The organism is Candidatus Woesearchaeota archaeon (assembly GCA_016188115.1).
Taxonomy (GTDB): Archaea; Nanobdellota; Nanobdellia; order Woesearchaeales; family GW2011-AR9; genus JACPIK01.
In genome coordinates this window covers 1327763-1345347 of sequence record JACPIK010000002.1, presented here as the reverse complement: position 1 = coordinate 1345347, position 17585 = coordinate 1327763, and the positions used below count along the sequence as shown (strand labels likewise).

The following is a 17585-nucleotide window of genomic DNA, read 5'->3' as shown; positions in this document are numbered from 1 at the left end:
CTACTTTGCTAGAACTATGGCACTTGCTGAGAAATATGATCCAAAAGAAGCTGAACCACGCATCCAGAAACTCTGGGAACAAACCCAAACGTACAAATTTGATCCCAAAAGCACAAAGCCAATTTATTCTATTGATACCCCGCCGCCAACAGTGTCGGGAAAGATGCACCTAGGTCATGCATTTAGTTACACTCAAGGAGATATTATTGCGCGCTATCAACGTATGAAAGGAAAAAATGTGTTCTATCCTTTTGGAACCGACGATAACGGTTTAGCAACGGAAAAACTCATTGAGAAAACCAAAAATGTTGTATCAAAAAAGATGGAACGTAATGAGTTCATCAAACTCTGTCTTAAAACACTTGAAGAAATTCGCCCTGGATTTGTAAACGATTGGAAGAAGATAGGGATTAGCTGTGATTTTTCAATATTTTATTCCACGATTAATGATCATTGCCGCAAGCTTTCGCAGAAATCATTTATAGACCTCTATAAAGCTGGCCGTATTTATCAGAAGAAAGCCCCCATTATTTTCTGCCCTCATTGTAAAACAGCAATTGCGCAAGTAGAGATGGAAGATACCGAACGCAAAAGCACACTTAATTACATTAAAGCGAAAATTGATGGAACACAAAATGAGTTTATTATTTATTCAACAACCCGCCCTGAACTTCATCCTGCTTGTGTTGGTGTCTCCATTAATCAAGAAGGAGATTATGTTCGTGCAAAGCGACCCGATGCAGAGATGTGGGTATTAAGTAAAGAAGGAGCAGAGAAACTTGCTGATGAGTTTGGTCTTCAGGTTATAGAAACATTCAAAGGAACAAAATTAGTTGGCAAGAAAGTGGTGATTCCTTTTGCACAGGAGAAAATCCCTATTAGTCATGATATTTCTGCAAAGACTGAATATGGAACAGGCGTAGTCTATTATTGCTCATATGGTGGTCTTGATTGTGTTGAATGGATGGCACGTCACCCTGAAACAACAGCAGTACATATTATGGATGAAAGTGGGACTTATATTGCACCAAGCCCATATCATGGGAAAAATTCAGAACAAGCACGGGTTGCGGTTCTGGAAGATCTAGAAAAAGCAGGCATGCTTCTCAAAAAACAACCATTAACCCATATGGTTAATACTCACGAACGGTGCGGCACCGATATTGAATATGTGGCAACCAAACAGTGGTTCGTTGCGTATCTTGACTTGCGTGAGCATTTCTTAGAATCTGGCGCAAAATTGAATTGGTATCCACCACATATGAAAGTACGGTACGATAATTGGATTAAAGGTCTTAAATGGGATTGGTGTATTTCTCGTCAACGTCATTTTGGTATCCCTATGCCGGTTTGGTATCACAAAAAAACCGGAGAAGTAATTTTGCCGTCACTAGACCAGTTGCCAGTTGATCCACTTAATGATGTTCCCAAAGGTTATTCAAAAGAAGATGTTATTGCGGAAAAGGATGTACTTGATACTTGGGCAACGTCCTCTTTGACACCACACTTAGCTGTAGAACTATTTGACGATCCTGCGCTTAAGAAAAAATTGATTCCGATGAATCTTCGACCACAAGCGCATGACATCATCACGTTCTGGTTATTTAACACGTTGGTAAAAGAGCAATTGCATCATCATCAGAATCCTTGGCACGATGTTGTGATTTCTGGACATGCACAAGACCCTCATGGTCGTAAGATGTCCAAATCTAAAGGCAATGTTATTGAACCACAAGTGATGGTTGATAAGTATTGTGCTGACGCGTTACGTTTCTGGGCAGCTGGCTCAAAACTAGGTGATGATTTACCATTCCAAGAAAAAGATTTACTTACGGGACAAAAATTTGTGACAAAATTATGGAATGCATCTAAATTTAGTATGCTGCATCTTGAAGGATATGAGGGTACAGGAAAAGCAACTGAATTGATTGATCGTTTTGTGATTTCTCGCTTGCAAAGTTTAATCCAAGAATGCAGCGAAAGCTTTGATCGTTATGAATATGTACGAACTAAAGCGGAAGTGGAGAAATTTTTCTGGCATATTTTTTGTGATAATTATTTAGAAATTGTTAAAGATCGATTGTATAATCCCGATGTACGTGGTGCTGCTGCGCGAACAAGTGGCCAGTATACCCTGTACCATACATTGCTCACTATTGTGAAAATGATTGCCCCCGTTATGCCGCATATTACAGAAGAGATTTATCAAAACTTCTTCAAAGAAGGGGACGGCGCGAAGAGTGTTCATCTGTCACATTGGCCAACTGTTAACACCGCATTACGTGATGAGCAAGCAGAAAAACTTGGTGAGATCATGTTAGATATTATTGCTACTGTGCGTAAGTATAAGTCAGAAAAAAATCTGTCCATGAAAGAAGATTTGAAGAAACTAGTCCTTGTTGGCGACGATGTTGCAGAGTTAGTAGAAATCGCAACCGGTGATCTCAAAGCAGTTTTACGTGTAGGAGAAATTGTGACACACGGAACAACCACCCTTGAAACTGAGAAATTTAAGATTAAGATAGGGGTTGAATAGATTTATTAGAATAAAATTTACGGATCACTTTTCTTTTTGTTTTTTTAATCGTTCTATTGGTGTTGAAATTTCCCATAGTATCTCAAAATAACGACGAAAATTAGTTGCAAAATCTTTGTCAATAGTTTGAATCACAAATGGCTCTTGATGGATTAAGATCTGACACACTATTTCTTTTCCATAAACTGCTGTTTGAACAGGAAGAACGTGACCTTGTGGAAGAACTCGTACCGCATAATTCTTTCTTCCAAGAAATGTAAGAGCACGATTTTGCGCTTCATGATTGAAGATTAAACGATTTTTGATCTGTTTGGAAATTTTTTGCGCATGAAACTGTTCCATAAATGGACCACCCGCAAGCTTAGGCATATCAATACACCCTGCTGCCCAATAGTCTTCACCTTTACCAATCATATTAAGAGAATCTGTAAAACTGGCGCGTACACCCGCAATACCCTTGTAGAGTCGTACACAATTATTACGTTCTACTTGAGCAAATTGAGCAGAAAGTTGAGGAACTATGTTTTCCACATGAATTTGTTGAGCTTTAACCATATCACGAAGATGTTTAGGATCAACAGCGTTAAAGCGTTTGGTTTTGTTAATTTCAGTCTGTGTAATGAGACCTTTCTCAAGAAGTCTGTCGATTGCATCGTAGACATTACGACGATGGATTCCGGTTTTAGATGTAACTTCAGAGGCGGAGAGATCATTGCTACGAATAAGAATAAGATAGATTTTTGCTTCGTTTTTGGTTAGACCCAATTCGATAAGTTCATTAATCATAAAGAGAGATACATAGAGCCTATTTTTAATTCTTGTGGTGATAATAGTTACCACATATGTTTAAATGAGTTAGATTTACAAAAAAACAAGATGTCCACATTCGATGATACCAGTCTATCTAGGACCCTACAATTACCAGCCCCAATAAGAGGAGCAGAAATTCTCCGGATAGTCCATCTAACGGCACAAGAGGTATCAAATCAATGGGGAGATGAGACGATAAAATATGTGCAAGAGAAAATAAACAATCCCAAAAACAAAGAAGAATTTAGAATAGGCATCTCAAGTATGTATCCCCATTCAAATATCAAAATTTCGGCTAAATCTGCTTCTGCACAGGAGGGGATAAGTGTTATGGAAATGTATGACCAAATTAGAATAGAATATTGGCTTTGGTCAAGAGTATGTTATGAAGTGAGATATGTTGATTTTGAGGCTGCGGTGAGAGGAGCAATTGAAGACACCGTTTCGCAAATGAAAATAGTCCTAGAAAAGATATTAAGAGCAGAAAACAGACCAGAAAAATAAAAAAAGAAGACAAATGAAAATGGAATGCAAAATTACACTTGAAGACGCTTTTCTTCCTTATGAAGGGATTTCACTACGTTGCTTCTTGCCAGAAACACGACATCATTTTTTGCAAAAGTTAGAATCGTATATCAAAGAGTTAGGGAATGTTCTCAAAGAGGAGGAATGGAATTCTCCAATAGCAAATTGTAAAAAAGTAACTATTCAAACAGAAAATGGAATATTGATTTATTTCTGGATGCAAGAGAATAGCATCTTTTTCACTTGGAATGCTCAGTCGGAGTATCTTGCCCCCGGTCCAAAGTTGCGTTTGATACTTAATGATTTAGTGCGAGAACTCTGCACTTAAGACTTTACACCATGCTAACTATAGGGAGATATTTCATAGGAATTGAGCAAGACATGTATAGAAACGAGTACCTAGTAGTCATGGATAGAAGTAGAATAAAAAGACTAAGGAGTGGTACCTCAACAGATATTTCTACGTTTACTAAAGCAGTACATTTTCGTAAATTGCTTTCAGAAAACACAGAAGGAGTACAACTTGCAAATGAAGCAGCGATACAATTAGAAGGAATCGATGCATCAGAAATTAGTTATAGAGTCAAAGAACCCACAGAACTGTGGGTAAGAGATGAGGAAAGAATGATCCTATTGCGATTTGTAGAGCTAGGAAATAAGTATAATACATTTTGTGAAAGATTGGATAGGTTGTTAGAGTTTTCTTGATTTTAATTGTTCACAATAGATATTTCCCACAACCTTTTTAAATAATCTTCATTCTAAGTTAACTATGGTTAACAAAGCGATGTTGCATCCTCAAGAGATCGAAACCTATTACATTATTCCAACGGTTCGAAAATATTTCGCACTGTTTTTAGTAGATCAAGGTCTAAAGCAAAAAGATGTAGCTGCAATGCTTGGCGTTCATACAGCGGCGATTAGTCAGTACCGTAGCAAAAAACGAGGGATGCAGGTAACATTTCCACCTGAGATTATTAATGAGATGAAAAAATCTGCTCTTAAAATTAAAGATCATTTTTCTTATTTTCAGGAAATGCAGCGATTACTTCATCTTATTCGTAAGACCAAAGTACTTTGTCAAATTCATCATCAATTTTCACCAATTCCTCAAGGATGTGACCCTCATAAAATAGGTTGTATTACAAAGAAAATAGAACAAAAAGAGTGCATATAAAATGGTTGCTGCTAAAATTAATTCTAAAGTGAAAAAAAGACATTCGAATGTAGACGCAGCTCGAGCACTTTATGATCCCGCAGATAAACACAAATCGCGTACAGTAGCGAGAGCAGGGATTCATCGTGAGGTTGTTGAATTGATTTCTACAACAAAAAATGAGCCAGCGTGGATGTTACAGAAGCGTTTGAAAGCATTAGAATTTTTTACAAAAACACCACTTCCTTCATGGGGTCCTGATCTTACTGATCTTAATTTAGATAAAATAGTTTATTTCGTAGATCCGAATGCGACAGAAACAGACTCATGGAATGATGTACCTGAAGAAATTAAAAAAACATTTGATCGTTTGGGCATTCCTGAAGCGGAGAAAACAGTTCTTGGAGGGACTGGGGCACAATATGATTCAGGGATGGTGTACCATAATTTACAGAAATCACTTAAAGAAAAAGGAGTTATCTTTGAAAATATGGATACTGCGCTGCATATGTATCCAGAGATAGTTCAAAAATATTTTATGACAAATTGTATTCCGATTACTGATCACAAATTTATCATGCTTCATGCCGCAGTGTGGAGTGGTGGGACATTTATTTATGTTCCAAAAGGAGTGGTTGTTGATCTGCCGTTACAAGCTTATTTTCGCATGAACGCGCAACGTGGTGGACAGTTTGAACACACACTTATTATTGTAGATGAAGGAGCAGAATTACATTATATTGAAGGCTGTTCATCTCCACGCTATACTCAAAGTTCTCTACATGCTGGTTGTGTAGAAATACATGTTCTTCCTGGCGCAAAAATGAGGTACACTTCCATTGAAAATTGGAGTAAAAATGTGTATAATCTTAACACGAAACGAGCCATAGTCCATAAGAATGCCACCATGATCTGGGTGAATGGGAATATGGGAAGTGCTCGTACGATGCTTTATCCGTCTTCCATTTTGATTGGAGAGAATGCACATAGTGAAAGTGTAGGAATTGCATTTGCAGGAAAAGGACAAAATCAAGATACGGGAACAAAGATGATTCATGTTGCATCAAATACAACATCTTTGATTAAATCAAAAAGCATTAGTAAAGATGGCGGCATTGCTTCTTATCGAGGACTTGTTCGTATAAATAAAGACGCTGCAGGATGCCGCGCACGAGTAGAATGTGATGCGTTGATGTTAGATGCAAAATCTGTTTCAAACACTTATCCATTTATGAAAGTGGATAATAGCTCCGCTAAAGTAAGTCATGAAGCTAGTGTAGGTAAGATTGGTGAAGAACAATTATTTTATTTGATGTCACGTGGTTTGAACGCTCACGAAGCAGTGAAAATGATTGTAAGTGGGTTTATTGCTCCCGTAATCAAAGCATTGCCTTTAGAATATGCTGTCGAGCTCAATAAGTTAATCGAACTTGAAGTAGAGGGTATGTAGATGAAAGCTGTTGAATTAAAGAAAAAACTAACAGAGATGGATTTAAGCAAAAAAATCTATGGGCTAGGAATACGTAATCGTATTGAGGGATTTGATGCAGATAGATTTGTGAATGCAACCAGCGCAGAAGTAACTCTTGAAGGTAAAAAGACAGCAGGAAGAATTATTATAGAAAAAGATGGTGTGTTTACATTTACATTAGATGCACCAAATGGGTGCATGCAAGGTAAAAAGGATATTATAATAAAAGCACAAAAAGAAGTAACTCTCCATCTTATTGAAAATATCAGGGGGATTGGTCTTGCTTTTCAATGGAACATCGAAATAGAACGTGGGGCACAAGTAACATTATATCGAACTTTGCAAGCACACCATGCATATGTGTTCACTGATTCATCATTCATACTCCACCCCAATTCAACACTCCTACTCACAGAATTTATCCATGAAGGAAACTTTGTACGCACGCATGCCATGAGCACTATTTCAGCAAATGCAAATCTCATTCATACCACTCTGTTTCGCACCACAAAAGAACATGATATCAAAGTAAGTGCATGTCTTGAAGGAAAAGAAGGTAAAGCGTCTCTGATTGCACGCGGAGTTATTGAAAAAGATGCTAAGGGGCTTTTCTTAGGTGAACTCAATATTACTAAAGATGCTGTACGATCGCAGGGTCATCAAAAGTCTGATCTGTTGTTGCTATCACCGACCTCCATTGGTGAAGCAGTTCCAGTTCTTGAGGTAGAAAACAATGACGTAACCTGTTCGCATAGTGCAACGATTTCCCAAATTGACCCTGAAATGTTATTTTATCTTGAAAGTCGAGGGATTAGTAAAACAAATGCGATGGTCATGATTGTAGAAGGCTTCCTTAAGCCTTAGCTTTAACCACATCACTCAAAATATCCAAAAACACGAACAACACAAAATGAATACAAAACTATTACTCAACGCAGCGAAACGAGCTGAACTGATTAAACGAGATTTTCCTCTCTTGAACCAGAAATCTAATGGCAAAGGAATTGTTTACATAGATAATGCTGCAACGACACAGAAACCAAAAGCAGTACTTGATGCTATGAATAAATATTATAGCAAAGATAATGCGAATGTTCATCGCGGAATTTATCCTCTTGCAGAAAAAGCAACTGAAGATTATGAACATTCACGCCAAATCGTGGCTTCATTTATTGGCGCAACTCCCCAAGAAACAATTTTTACTAGTGGAACGACAGAGAGTATTAATGTTGTGGCACGAGCACTAGAACCGCTTCTCAAAAAAGGAGATGAGATTGTTCTTACGGTTTTGGAACATCATAGTAATCTTGTACCCTGGCAGGAATTAGCCAAGCGACGTGGTGCTGTGGTACGATATGTGGGATTGACGAACGATCAAAAGATTGATTTAGCACAAGCACGAAAGATCATTACGGCAAAAACAAAGATAGTGGCATTCACATTGGTATCAAATGTGTTAGGAACGGTTACGCCTGCCCAAGAATTAATTGGGCTTGCATCGAGGGCAGGAGCATATAGTGTTGTTGATGCAGCGCAAGCAATTGCGCACTATCCCCTTAATGTAAAAGATTTGAAATGTGATTTTCTCGCTTTTTCTGGGCATAAAATGTTTGGTCCAACTGGAATTGGAGTGTTGTATGGACGTCATGAATTGCTTGAAGAATTGACACCCGTTCTATTTGGCGGAGAAATGGTAGGAGAGGTTACTTTTGAAGGTGCTACGTGGAATGATTTGCCTTGGAAATGGGAAGCAGGAACACCTAAAATTGCAGAAGCTATTGGGTTGGGCGCTGCAGTTGAATATTTGCAGAAGATTGATCGGCAAAGAAGCGAGAAATATTTGGAAGAACTGACGAGTTATGCGCGTATCAAGATGGAACAGATTGAAGGATTAAAAATACTTAATCTTAAACAACCACATCAAGCACCCATTATCACATTTACAATGAAAGGAATACATCCTCATGATATTGCCCAGGTTGTAAGTCGCTTTGGTGTGTGCATTCGTGCTGGACATCATTGCGCTAAACCTCTGCATGGTGTGTTGAGGGTGGCTTCATCGGCACGAGTTTCACTTGCCATATACAACACTCCTTTTGACATTGATATGTTGTGCAAGGCGCTTAGGGCTGTTGAAGAGGTGTTTGTTCATGGATGAAGAACTCTATCAAGAACAGATTTTAGATCATTATCGAAATCCCCGACATAAGAAAGAGTTAGCAGGAGCAAGTTGTTGCGCCCATCAGAACAATCCTTTATGTGGAGATGAACTGACTGTGTATATTGATTTAGAAAAGAGCAAGAGCGGTTTGCTTAAGAAAGGTGGCAAGGTCAAAGAGATTACATTTACTGGTCATGGTTGCGCAATAAGTCAAGCTGCGGCGTCACTGGTTATCGAGGCACTCCAACATAAGACTATTGAAGAGATTACAAAATTACGAGAAGAAAAAGTTTTGGAATTATTAGGTATTCCCATTACTGCGTCGCGAATGAAGTGCGCGATGTTGATCTATAAGACACTCCAACAAGCAGTGAAAAGACAAGCAACGAAAGGTAAAGAACATGAACAAAAACAAACAAAACCCAAGAAGTGAAAAAGATAAAACTGCTCCTGATTTGCGTGTTGAGAATCTCGTTGTTCAACGTGAAGGAAAAGAACTCCTTAAAGGGGTTACCCTTCAATTTGAATCAGGAAAAATATATGCTCTCATGGGTCCAAACGGCGCAGGAAAGAGTACGTTACTCTATACTATAATGGGTCATCCTGAATGCAGAGTGGTGAAAGGAAAAATATTTTATGATGGAAAAGAGATTACATCGATTTCAACTGATCTACGAGCAAAACAAGGATTGTTTTTATCATTTCAAAATCCTATTGAGATACCAGGAGTAAGATTAAGTCATTTTCTACGCACAGTGGTGAATACACAACGTGAAGGACGTGGGGAAAAACCACTTAGTGTGCCAGAATTTGCGCAGGTACTCAAAGAGAAATTGTCTTTGTTGGGATTGGATGAGACTTTTGCAAGGCGTTCATTAAATGAAGGGTTTTCAGGTGGAGAAAAGAAAAGAGCGGAGATTTTGCAACTGGCGTTATTGGAACCACGTTTTGTATTTCTTGATGAAACTGATTCCGGACTAGATATTGATGGAATGAAAACAGTTGCCCAAATGTTACATCGTCTTCAGAAGGAAACAAAAATGACTATTGTGATTATTACCCATTACAAACGCTTTTTAGATTATCTTAGACCAGATCAGGTGTATGTATTGCAAGATGGAAAAGTGGTTAATGAAGGGGGAGCAAGCCTTATTGAAAGAATTGAAACTGAGGGATTTGGCGACATTAAACATGCTAAGAGCAATGCTAAAGAAATTAAGAATAAATCAAATGTACAAAGTAATTCAAAGGCACAAAAATGATGAAAATGATTACACAAGAAGAACTAATTGAGATATTTAGAAGTGTAGAAGATCCAGAGATACATATTGATATTTGGACATTAGGGTTAATTTATGATACTTCCATTTCAAAAGAGGGCGTTAAGATTGTGATGACGTTTACGTCCCCGTTCTGTCCCTATGGACCTCAATTACTTGAAGAGTTGCAAGAGAAAATTGAGGAAAGAGGGGTTAAGAAAGTTAACATTGAAGTCACGTTTGACCCCCCCTGGCAGCCAAGTGAGGAGTTACGGGAGATGTTAGGGATGTAATTGTTATTACTTTACAGTGTTGAAATTTTGAAAAAGATTATAAAGTTCTCTCCTTTTTGAGATTTTTATGCAACAAACTGATTTGTTAGATTTGGTCAGAGTTCCGATTCGACAAGGAGTGCTTTACCTCTATCCAGAATATGTTGATCAGGCAGAGCGGTTTGAGCGTAGTGAGTATCGTCAAGATTTCAAGGCTTCACGCCCTGTTACTCTTCGTGATTCTTATTGTGGACAACCGTATGTGATAAAAGCAGAGAGAGATACAAATGACCATTATCGTAGAAAATACCCCTGGCTGGTTCCCAAAGATGGAAATATTGCAATTAAAGAAGTTTCTATTGCTCGTGCTCTCTCACAACTTGCTTCATTTAATGATGGATCTGTTGCTGTCGAATTTGAACAACCTTGCGGATTATTTTTTGATAATGGCGGAATGAATTGGGGCTTGTATGAATATAAAGCAGAGATACACAGTGAGAAAGTATTACCTCCAGACCTAGCAAGATTAGAAGAAGCTTTAGAACAAGAACGATTACAGCGAATTTCTCAAGTAGGAGCTAAAAGTTTTGAAGAAGGAGAGATTAATGAGAAGAATTGGCTTTTACGTTTGTTTGTACAAGAGTTTTATTTTCCTCGAGATTTTAGTAATATTGTTCTCCTCTACAATGGCATAGAACATAATGAGTTTAGCTACAAATTTGGGAAATGTATTGATTCTCATCAAGTGCCTACTTCTTTTGTTGGAGACTTCGAATTTGTAGGGTATGTAAAAGAAGAAGAGAGAAATAGTAAGATGCGAAGAGCAGTTAGTTATTTGTTTGGCCATAGAGCCAGGGAGAATTTTTCTGTTCCTGAAAATATTCTACGCGTTTTACCAGCCGATCAACAAGCTGAACTCTTTGCAATTATAGAAAACAAAGCGAGAGAGATGGCGCAGCGCGTTGTAACATATCTAGGCATTGATACGACTACCATTGGAGATACCTTCCATGTAGCAAGTAATGGTCCTGCATACGATCTTGTTCAAACAATTAGACATACCGAAGATTTTACCCGTTTCTTGCGTGAATAGTAATTCAGGACAACTTACGCTACCTTTTTAAACCTCGTTTGCTTCATTCTGACTAAAAAGGGAGCTGAGATGGACGAACGGGATTATCAAGATTTATTGCAGCGGTACAAGGCAAAGGTTGCCCAAGAATTTGGAGAAGGCGCAGTTCAACCCAAGAATGTTAGTTCGAAGCAATATACTCAATTTAAAGAAGAGATCTATCCCACACATTATTCTTTATATGAAAAATTATGTAATGGCGCAGAGAAAATTCTTCATCTCTCCGTTGATGCAAAAAGCGCAGCAAAATATCAAAATGACATTGATATGTGTCATTTGAATGTTACTCCTACCGGCGTTGTGTCATTATCAGTACTACTTCCCCTCTTTGTCATCTTTTTTGGAACGCTGCTTTCTTATGCAGTTTTTGGGCTCTTTTTCTTTGTAATATTTTTTCTGATTGTGGGCGCTATTCTGATTCCCGTGATGCAAAAAGTACCTTCATTTATGGCAAACACCTGGCGGATGAAAGCATCAAACCAGATGGTACAGGCAATTTTTTACATGGTTACATACATGCGTCACACCTCAAACTTAGAACGAGCAATTGGTTTTGCGGCAGATCATCTTGAAGCGCCACTGTCTCTTGATTTTCGTAAGATTGTGTGGGATGTAGAAACACAACAATATAGTAATATTCGCGATAGTGCAAATTCTTATTTAGAGAAATGGCAAGATATTGAAAAAGATTTTGTAGAGTCATTCCATCTCGTTGAATCATCTCTGTTTGAACCTTCTGAAGAACGACGTCTAGCATTGCTGGACAAAGGACTGGAAGTGGTTCTTGATGGAACGTATGAGAATATGTTACATTATGCCCATAATCTTAAATCACCCATGACAATGCTACACATGTTAGGTATTATTCTACCTATTTTGGGATTAGTTATTTTGCCTTTAGTTGTAACATTTATTAGTGAAGGATCACCGTTTGTTACCGCACTCTACATTTCTATGCTTTACAATGTGAGCTTGCCTATTGGTGTTTATTTTCTTGGTCGTATGATTCTTTCTAAACGTCCAGCAGGATATGGAGCAGTCGATATCTCTGAAAAAGAAGGTATCGCAAAATTTGGGATGGTGCGACTCTCACTTTCTAAAAATGTGACTGTCGCAATAAACCCATTATTGTTTAGCCTCACAGTCTTGTTTGTGGCTCTCGTGATTGGGTTTAGTCCGTTAGTATTACATGCAGTAAATCCTGATTTTGAAATACCATTGGGAGAAAGTATGAATTTTATGGATTATGTTTGCCCACCCTCACAACTCTGTCCCCCTACAGAAAAATATGGACCTTATGGCATAGGAGCATCGCTTCTTTCAATTTTATTAGTTGCAGGGATTGGAGGAGCATGGGGATTATATTATTCTCTGCGTTCCAAGAATGTAATAGCGATACGTGAAAAAACAAAAGCGTTGGAGGAAGAGTTTTCTTCAGCATTATTTCAACTAGGGAATAGATTAGGAGATGGTTTGCCTGCAGAAATTGCGTTTGCCAAAGTTGCTCAGACAATGCAAGGAACAACATCAGGAGAATTTTTTGCACTAGCAGAGCATAACATGACTCGTTTAGGTATGGGTCTTGAACAAGCTATTTTTGACCAACATGTGGGAGCATTACGAAATTTTCCATCTAATGTTATTGAATCTTCAATGAAAGTATTAATTGAGAGTGTACGCAAAGGTCCACGTATTGCTGCGCAGGCGTTGCTTTCTATGTCGCGTTATATCAAAGAGATTCATCGTGTTGAGGAAAGACTTCGAGATCTTATGGAAGATGTTATTTCTTCAATGAAAGCGCAGACCAAGTTTCTTACTCCAGCCATTGCAGGAATTGTGGTGGGAATTACTTCCATGATTTCAACGATTCTCACTAAATTAAGTACCCAACTTACAGAATTTGCTGGTCAATCTGATGCATCAGCATTTGGCAATATATTGACTCTGTTTGGAGTGGGTATTCCTACATTTCATTTCCAGTTGGTTGTCGGATTATATGTAATTCAAATTGCCTACATTTTAACGATTCTAGGGAATGGAATTGAGAACGGAGCAGATAAGCTTGGTGAGAGATTTATGCTAGGGAAAAATTTGATTGCCAGCACGTTATTATACTGTTTTATTGCAGCAGTAGTAATGGTTCTGTTCAGTATTTTTGCTAACAGTATTATTCTTAATACAGGAATTGTTCCAGCGTAGAAGAGGAAGAAAAAGAAAGAAAAGAAGAATGATTGGTTGTGGCGAAAAAGAATGGTTCTTACAACATTTTTGTAACTTCATCCACATTTTTTATAATGAAATCTGCAACAACTTTTCCGACAAATGACTTACCTTGCCCCGTGGTTACAAGTATGGTTTTTGTACCAGCATTTTTTCCGGTTTGGATGTCTGTATCAGCGTCACCTATAAAATAGGATTGCGAAAGATCTAGATTGTATTTCTTCGCTGCTTGATGCAGAAAATAGGGATGGGGCTTGCGACAAGAACAATCATCTTTAGGGGCGTGGGGACAGAAGTAGTATTGTGTGATCGTGATGTTTTTTGCTTGGAGTTGAGTTACAACACTTTGAAAATAGCTTTCAATCTGTTCAGATGTTGCTCGTTTTTTGGCGACCCAAGCTTGATTTGAGACAATAAAAAGTAAGTACCCCTGTGTTTGAAGGTAGTGTAATCCCTTTTCGATATCGTTCCAGAGGAGTTTATCAGAGGGAATACGAAAGGGATAGCCAGAACTATCAACAAGCGTTCCATCTTTATCTAGAAAAATAGCTTTATGCATGTTCTTGTTGAGCCTACAAAGATTTATAAATGGTTTCTCGATTTTTCTCTCTGTTGGGATTGTAGCTCAATCTGGGACAGAGTGAAACTTGCGTTTCGGGTTTCCTTTGCAGGAAAGAGCACCACGCTGAAGATATCCTCACTGACGTTCGGAAATGTCAGGGGAAAGCTGACACGTGGTTGTTGAGGGTTCAAATCAACCTTTTGGAAAAACTTGTGGCAGCAAGTCCTAGAAATGTAAAACATTTCTCATGGCTTGACCAAAACAAGTCAAAAGGTAGGGAAAGTCCCTCCAATCCCACATTTTTTTCTGAGAGGTTGTGGGTAGAAGCCATGTTTGATGACATTCGCACTAGGTTACGAGGAATTGACTTAGCCCTAAATCTTATTTTATTAGATCGCCATAAAAATGACGAATTTCAAGGTGTTGAATATCTCAAGAAGGATAAAGAAAGAGAAGGAACTTTCCTGTTAATAGAAGTAGGGGTTTGTCAGCTAAAAACATCAAGAACATATCGACAAAGATTAATACGTGGTTTTGAAGAAGTGTCGCTGAGTCATCTTGGGGTTGTAACTCATTTCCTTGAAGAGTTAAAAGATGGATTAGAAAATCGCTTTGAAATACCCTGGATTTGGAAAGAAGGATCAGATTGCCCAAGGATACGTTCTTTTCAACGAGATGTTTGTACTTTAGATATTGGTGTAGTAGGTGGTGCGAGATATTGTTTTAAAGATAATTTAGTTACGTTGTATGATTCGAGTAATTCCTTCGGACCGATTAGATCTGATGATTTAAGGGATTTATATCGTCTCTGTGATATAGAACTCCTACGTCATCCATCCAAAGCATATGCAGGGTTTAGAGTAGATTATAGCAAGCTAGTTAGTTAAGCATTTTTTTTTCTTCTAATTAATACCATTGTGACGAATAAAGCGTTTGTTACAATCATTGAACCAGTGTAGAACCAATTGACAAAGACAAAGTTCTCAAGGGCAAAGAGAGCTACAAACCATTTAAGAGAAGACATGGCAAACGTCGTAATTGTTTCTTCATGCGGTTGATGGTACGCCTTACGAAACGTAGGAATGAATGCGACCGTATCAGTTAGGGTGATTAAGATTATAGAATAAGTGGGATCATTTGTATATGCCCAAATCCCAATAGCCACAAATGAGGCAATAAGACAAAGCCAGTCAACAATGGGAAAATCTCGTTTGCCTTTGAATAATCCAATAGCGGCGACTATAAGACAGGCAAAAACAGTAAGCGCAGTTACCCACGCACCTGCACCTCCCCCTTTAACAACTTGTGCGGCAAACGCAATACCTCCAACGACTGCCCAGACAAACCAAGAAAACGCATGGGGTTTAGTCTTGCCTTTGAAGATGCCTCGAAAATAGGGGATATAACTCACGATACCAATTATAACAGCAAGTGTGCCAATAATAACTTTATAGTCAAGCATGGAAGAAAATTAGGTGGTGACTATAAATAGTTTCTGGGAAAGTTCCTGGGTGATAAAAAATTGGTGAGAGAATTTACCCCATCAAAATGACCCTAAATTCGAAAATGAAGATGATGTTTTGGTTTTCGTGAATGATGTTGATTTCGCCGCAACAGCACCATCGTGACAAGGATACAGTTCATGACTATCATAGCGACAATATAAAGCCAATTGGCAAGTGCAAAATTATCTAATGCAAACAACGCAAATGACCATTTTAAGGCATTAAGCGCAAAAGTGCTAATTGTTTCTTGAGAAGGAGTGTAATAATCCTTACGAAGGGTAGGAATAAATGCAATGACGTCAGTGATTGTAATGAGAATAATAGAAGCAGTGGGATCACTAGTGTACCTCCAAAGACCAATTGCGATAAATGAAGAAATGAGACAGAACCAATCAGAAAAGGGAAAATGATGCTTACCTTTGAATATGGCAACTATTGCAATACTCAAGCAAACTAATGCAGTAAAACCAGTTACCCAAGCACCAGGACCTGCGTTTTTTGCTAATTGCGCTGCAAATGCAATTCCAGAAAGAAGTGCCCAGACAAACCAAGAAAACGCATGAGGCTTCGTTTTACCCCCAAATATACCACGATAATACAGGGTATAACTAATAATACCAATTATTGTAGCAATGATTGCCAGCACTACTTTAAACTCTAACATAGATGTTAGATAAGAAGGATAGAGTATAAATAAATATTGTTTAAAGACAAAGGTCGAATAGCGGAAAAAAAAGAAAAAAACCGAGATACTGTTAAACTAATCCCGGACTTTCTTAGTATCCACGACAATTGCTGCAATAATACCGATTGGCGTTTTCTACGACAATACGAGCATTACAACTCTTGCAACAACGCTGGATTTTAAACTTCTTTACCTCTTGAAAAACGTGTTGCTTCACTGTTATCACCTATCACATCTCTTTTTTTCAGACAAAAAAATAATACTTGATTTATAAATATGTGATAACTACTATATAAAGACTTGCTTTCTTGTAGAGGACAAAGCATTCTAAAAATGTAAATTAACCTCTTTTCCCGAACAAATCGTTGAGTGCATTTAACAATAAAAATAGAGATAGACCTCTTCTTCCGATGGAGAATTAAGATAAACTAGAAAAAGACGAAAATGAACTTATCCTAAAGGACGACCAAAAAAGAATACGAAAAAGATGCCAAATGCAACCATTAATGTCCACACTATTTTGCTCCAATAGAAAATTTTGATACCATCAAAGTTACCAAAAGGAATCATGTTGAAAAGTCCCAACCACATGTTGATTTGAAAACCGATAGCGAATATGAGTCCTGCAGCGGGAAAAATGAAGATAAGACCTAAAAACATTAAACCCAAAATATAGTTAGTCATCGGACCTGCCATACTCACAATACCATTTTCTTTACGAGTAATATTGCCCGCAATCATCACTGCGCCTGGAGCGATGAATGTGAATCCTATTAAGAGAGCAAGACCTAATGCGAGTAAGAGCATTTGATCAAATGAACGAAATTCTGCAACACACCCATAGCGTTGCGCAACAACTTTGTGCGCTAATTCATGAAGCAAAAAACCAATTCCTGCGGTGAAGATGCTTACGACAAAAACAAGCCAGAAATCAGCTGTTGCGAGAATAGGAAACGAGCCAGGATTAAAGAGATTAACACCTGCACGTAATACTGCAAAGGTGACGGCAACAGCAAGCAATGCTTTGGTAATATCAATAAGTTCAGTCTTGCTGGTCTTGATCTTGTGTAGTGAAATCATCTTGGTCTAGATCGAGCTTTTCTTTAATAAATCTATTGAGGCGTTGCGCTTCTTCTTCAACTACTACTAACATGTCAATATCGGAAAAATTCTCTTGCGCGCAATCCACACAATAATAATCAGAGGTGTCTTTAATCTTATACTTTGCTTGTGCGTCACAGATAAGACAATGTTTCATAGAGAGGTTAAGAAGAAGGTATTTTAAAAAGAT

At 38.1% G+C, this 17585-nt stretch carries 20 protein-coding genes; 14 read left to right on the top strand and 6 right to left on the bottom strand.

The features are described 5' to 3' along the window. Positions 1 to 16 precede the first annotated feature (16 nt). Positions 17 to 2536 (top strand): valine--tRNA ligase, encoded by a 2520-nt coding sequence (locus HYV86_07220; protein MBI2573628.1) that lies wholly within the window; start codon positions 17 to 19, stop codon positions 2534 to 2536. A gap of 24 nt (positions 2537 to 2560) precedes the next feature. Here the strand turns inward: HYV86_07220 and HYV86_07215 are convergent, their stop codons facing one another. Beyond that, a complete protein-coding gene (locus tag HYV86_07215; GenBank protein MBI2573627.1) occupies positions 2561 to 3322 on the bottom strand; it encodes a hypothetical protein in 762 nt (253 codons plus the stop codon). A 90-nt stretch (positions 3323 to 3412) separates the two neighbouring features. On the opposite strand from HYV86_07215, the gene HYV86_07210 reads away from it, so the two are divergent. From HYV86_07210 to HYV86_07155, 12 genes are all read left to right on the top strand, one after another. Beyond that, positions 3413 to 3850 (top strand): hypothetical protein, encoded by a 438-nt coding sequence (locus HYV86_07210; GenBank protein MBI2573626.1) that lies wholly within the window; start codon positions 3413 to 3415, stop codon positions 3848 to 3850. Positions 3851 to 3869: 19 nt separating this feature from the next. Continuing rightward, positions 3870 to 4199, top strand: coding sequence for a hypothetical protein (locus HYV86_07205; GenBank protein MBI2573625.1), 330 nt, complete (start codon positions 3870 to 3872; stop codon positions 4197 to 4199). An 11-nt stretch (positions 4200 to 4210) separates the two neighbouring features. Continuing rightward, positions 4211 to 4579 carry a hypothetical protein gene (locus tag HYV86_07200; protein ID MBI2573624.1) on the top strand — a complete coding sequence of 123 codons (369 nt, stop codon included), beginning with the start codon at positions 4211 to 4213 and terminating at the stop codon, positions 4577 to 4579. Positions 4580 to 4643: 64 nt separating this feature from the next. Then, positions 4644 to 5048 carry a hypothetical protein gene (locus HYV86_07195; GenBank protein MBI2573623.1) on the top strand — a complete coding sequence of 135 codons (405 nt, stop codon included), beginning with the start codon at positions 4644 to 4646 and terminating at the stop codon, positions 5046 to 5048. 1 nt (position 5049) lies between these two features. Then, positions 5050 to 6477, top strand: coding sequence for a Fe-S cluster assembly protein SufB (gene sufB / locus HYV86_07190; GenBank protein ID MBI2573622.1), 1428 nt, complete (start codon positions 5050 to 5052; stop codon positions 6475 to 6477). Further along, the gene (locus HYV86_07185) at positions 6478 to 7362 is read left to right on the top strand and encodes a SufD family Fe-S cluster assembly protein (GenBank protein ID MBI2573621.1); all 885 of its coding nucleotides are present in this window, start codon (positions 6478 to 6480) and stop codon (positions 7360 to 7362) included. Positions 7363 to 7408: 46 nt separating this feature from the next. Next, positions 7409 to 8656, top strand: a complete 1248-nt coding sequence (gene sufS / locus HYV86_07180; protein MBI2573620.1) for a SufS family cysteine desulfurase — start codon at positions 7409 to 7411, stop codon at positions 8654 to 8656. Further along, a complete protein-coding gene (locus HYV86_07175; GenBank protein MBI2573619.1) occupies positions 8649 to 9092 on the top strand; it encodes an SUF system NifU family Fe-S cluster assembly protein in 444 nt (147 codons plus the stop codon). Before sufS ends, HYV86_07175 begins: the two co-directional genes overlap by 8 nt. After that, positions 9061 to 9921, top strand: a complete 861-nt coding sequence (gene sufC, locus HYV86_07170; GenBank protein ID MBI2573618.1) for a Fe-S cluster assembly ATPase SufC — start codon at positions 9061 to 9063, stop codon at positions 9919 to 9921. Before HYV86_07175 ends, sufC begins: the two co-directional genes overlap by 32 nt. Next, positions 9918 to 10211 (top strand): DUF59 domain-containing protein, encoded by a 294-nt coding sequence (locus HYV86_07165; GenBank protein MBI2573617.1) that lies wholly within the window; start codon positions 9918 to 9920, stop codon positions 10209 to 10211. Before sufC ends, HYV86_07165 begins: the two co-directional genes overlap by 4 nt. A gap of 67 nt (positions 10212 to 10278) precedes the next feature. Continuing rightward, complete coding sequence (locus HYV86_07160) at positions 10279 to 11283, top strand: hypothetical protein (protein MBI2573616.1); 1005 nt, start codon at positions 10279 to 10281, stop codon at positions 11281 to 11283. 69 nt (positions 11284 to 11352) lie between these two features. Continuing rightward, a complete protein-coding gene (locus HYV86_07155; protein ID MBI2573615.1) occupies positions 11353 to 13521 on the top strand; it encodes a hypothetical protein in 2169 nt (722 codons plus the stop codon). A 58-nt stretch (positions 13522 to 13579) separates the two neighbouring features. Here HYV86_07155 and HYV86_07150 read toward each other — a convergent pair whose 3' ends face one another. Further along, positions 13580 to 14101 (bottom strand): HAD-IIIA family hydrolase, encoded by a 522-nt coding sequence (locus HYV86_07150; GenBank protein MBI2573614.1) that lies wholly within the window; start codon positions 14099 to 14101, stop codon positions 13580 to 13582. Positions 14102 to 14433: 332 nt separating this feature from the next. Here HYV86_07150 and HYV86_07145 point away from each other — a divergent pair, with 332 nt between their 5' ends. Continuing rightward, on the top strand, positions 14434 to 14991 hold the full coding sequence (locus tag HYV86_07145; GenBank protein ID MBI2573613.1) for a hypothetical protein: 558 nt from the start codon (positions 14434 to 14436) through the stop codon (positions 14989 to 14991). Here HYV86_07145 and HYV86_07140 read toward each other — a convergent pair. The 4 genes from HYV86_07140 to HYV86_07125 all read right to left on the bottom strand — a co-directional run bounded on the left by HYV86_07140 (position 14988) and on the right by HYV86_07125 (position 17552). After that, a complete protein-coding gene (locus HYV86_07140; protein ID MBI2573612.1) occupies positions 14988 to 15566 on the bottom strand; it encodes a hypothetical protein in 579 nt (192 codons plus the stop codon). The two genes, HYV86_07145 and HYV86_07140, sit on opposite strands and share 4 nt — an antisense overlap. A 92-nt stretch (positions 15567 to 15658) precedes the next feature. Next, the gene (locus tag HYV86_07135; protein ID MBI2573611.1) at positions 15659 to 16273 is read right to left on the bottom strand and encodes a hypothetical protein; all 615 of its coding nucleotides are present in this window, start codon (positions 16271 to 16273) and stop codon (positions 15659 to 15661) included. Between the two features lie 471 nt (positions 16274 to 16744). Continuing rightward, the gene (locus HYV86_07130; protein ID MBI2573610.1) at positions 16745 to 17374 is read right to left on the bottom strand and encodes a metalloprotease; all 630 of its coding nucleotides are present in this window, start codon (positions 17372 to 17374) and stop codon (positions 16745 to 16747) included. Continuing rightward, entirely contained in the window at positions 17337 to 17552 is a 216-nt protein-coding gene (locus tag HYV86_07125; GenBank protein MBI2573609.1) for a hypothetical protein, read from the bottom strand. The genes HYV86_07130 and HYV86_07125 overlap by 38 nt, the downstream gene beginning before the upstream one ends. Positions 17553 to 17585 lie beyond the last annotated feature (33 nt).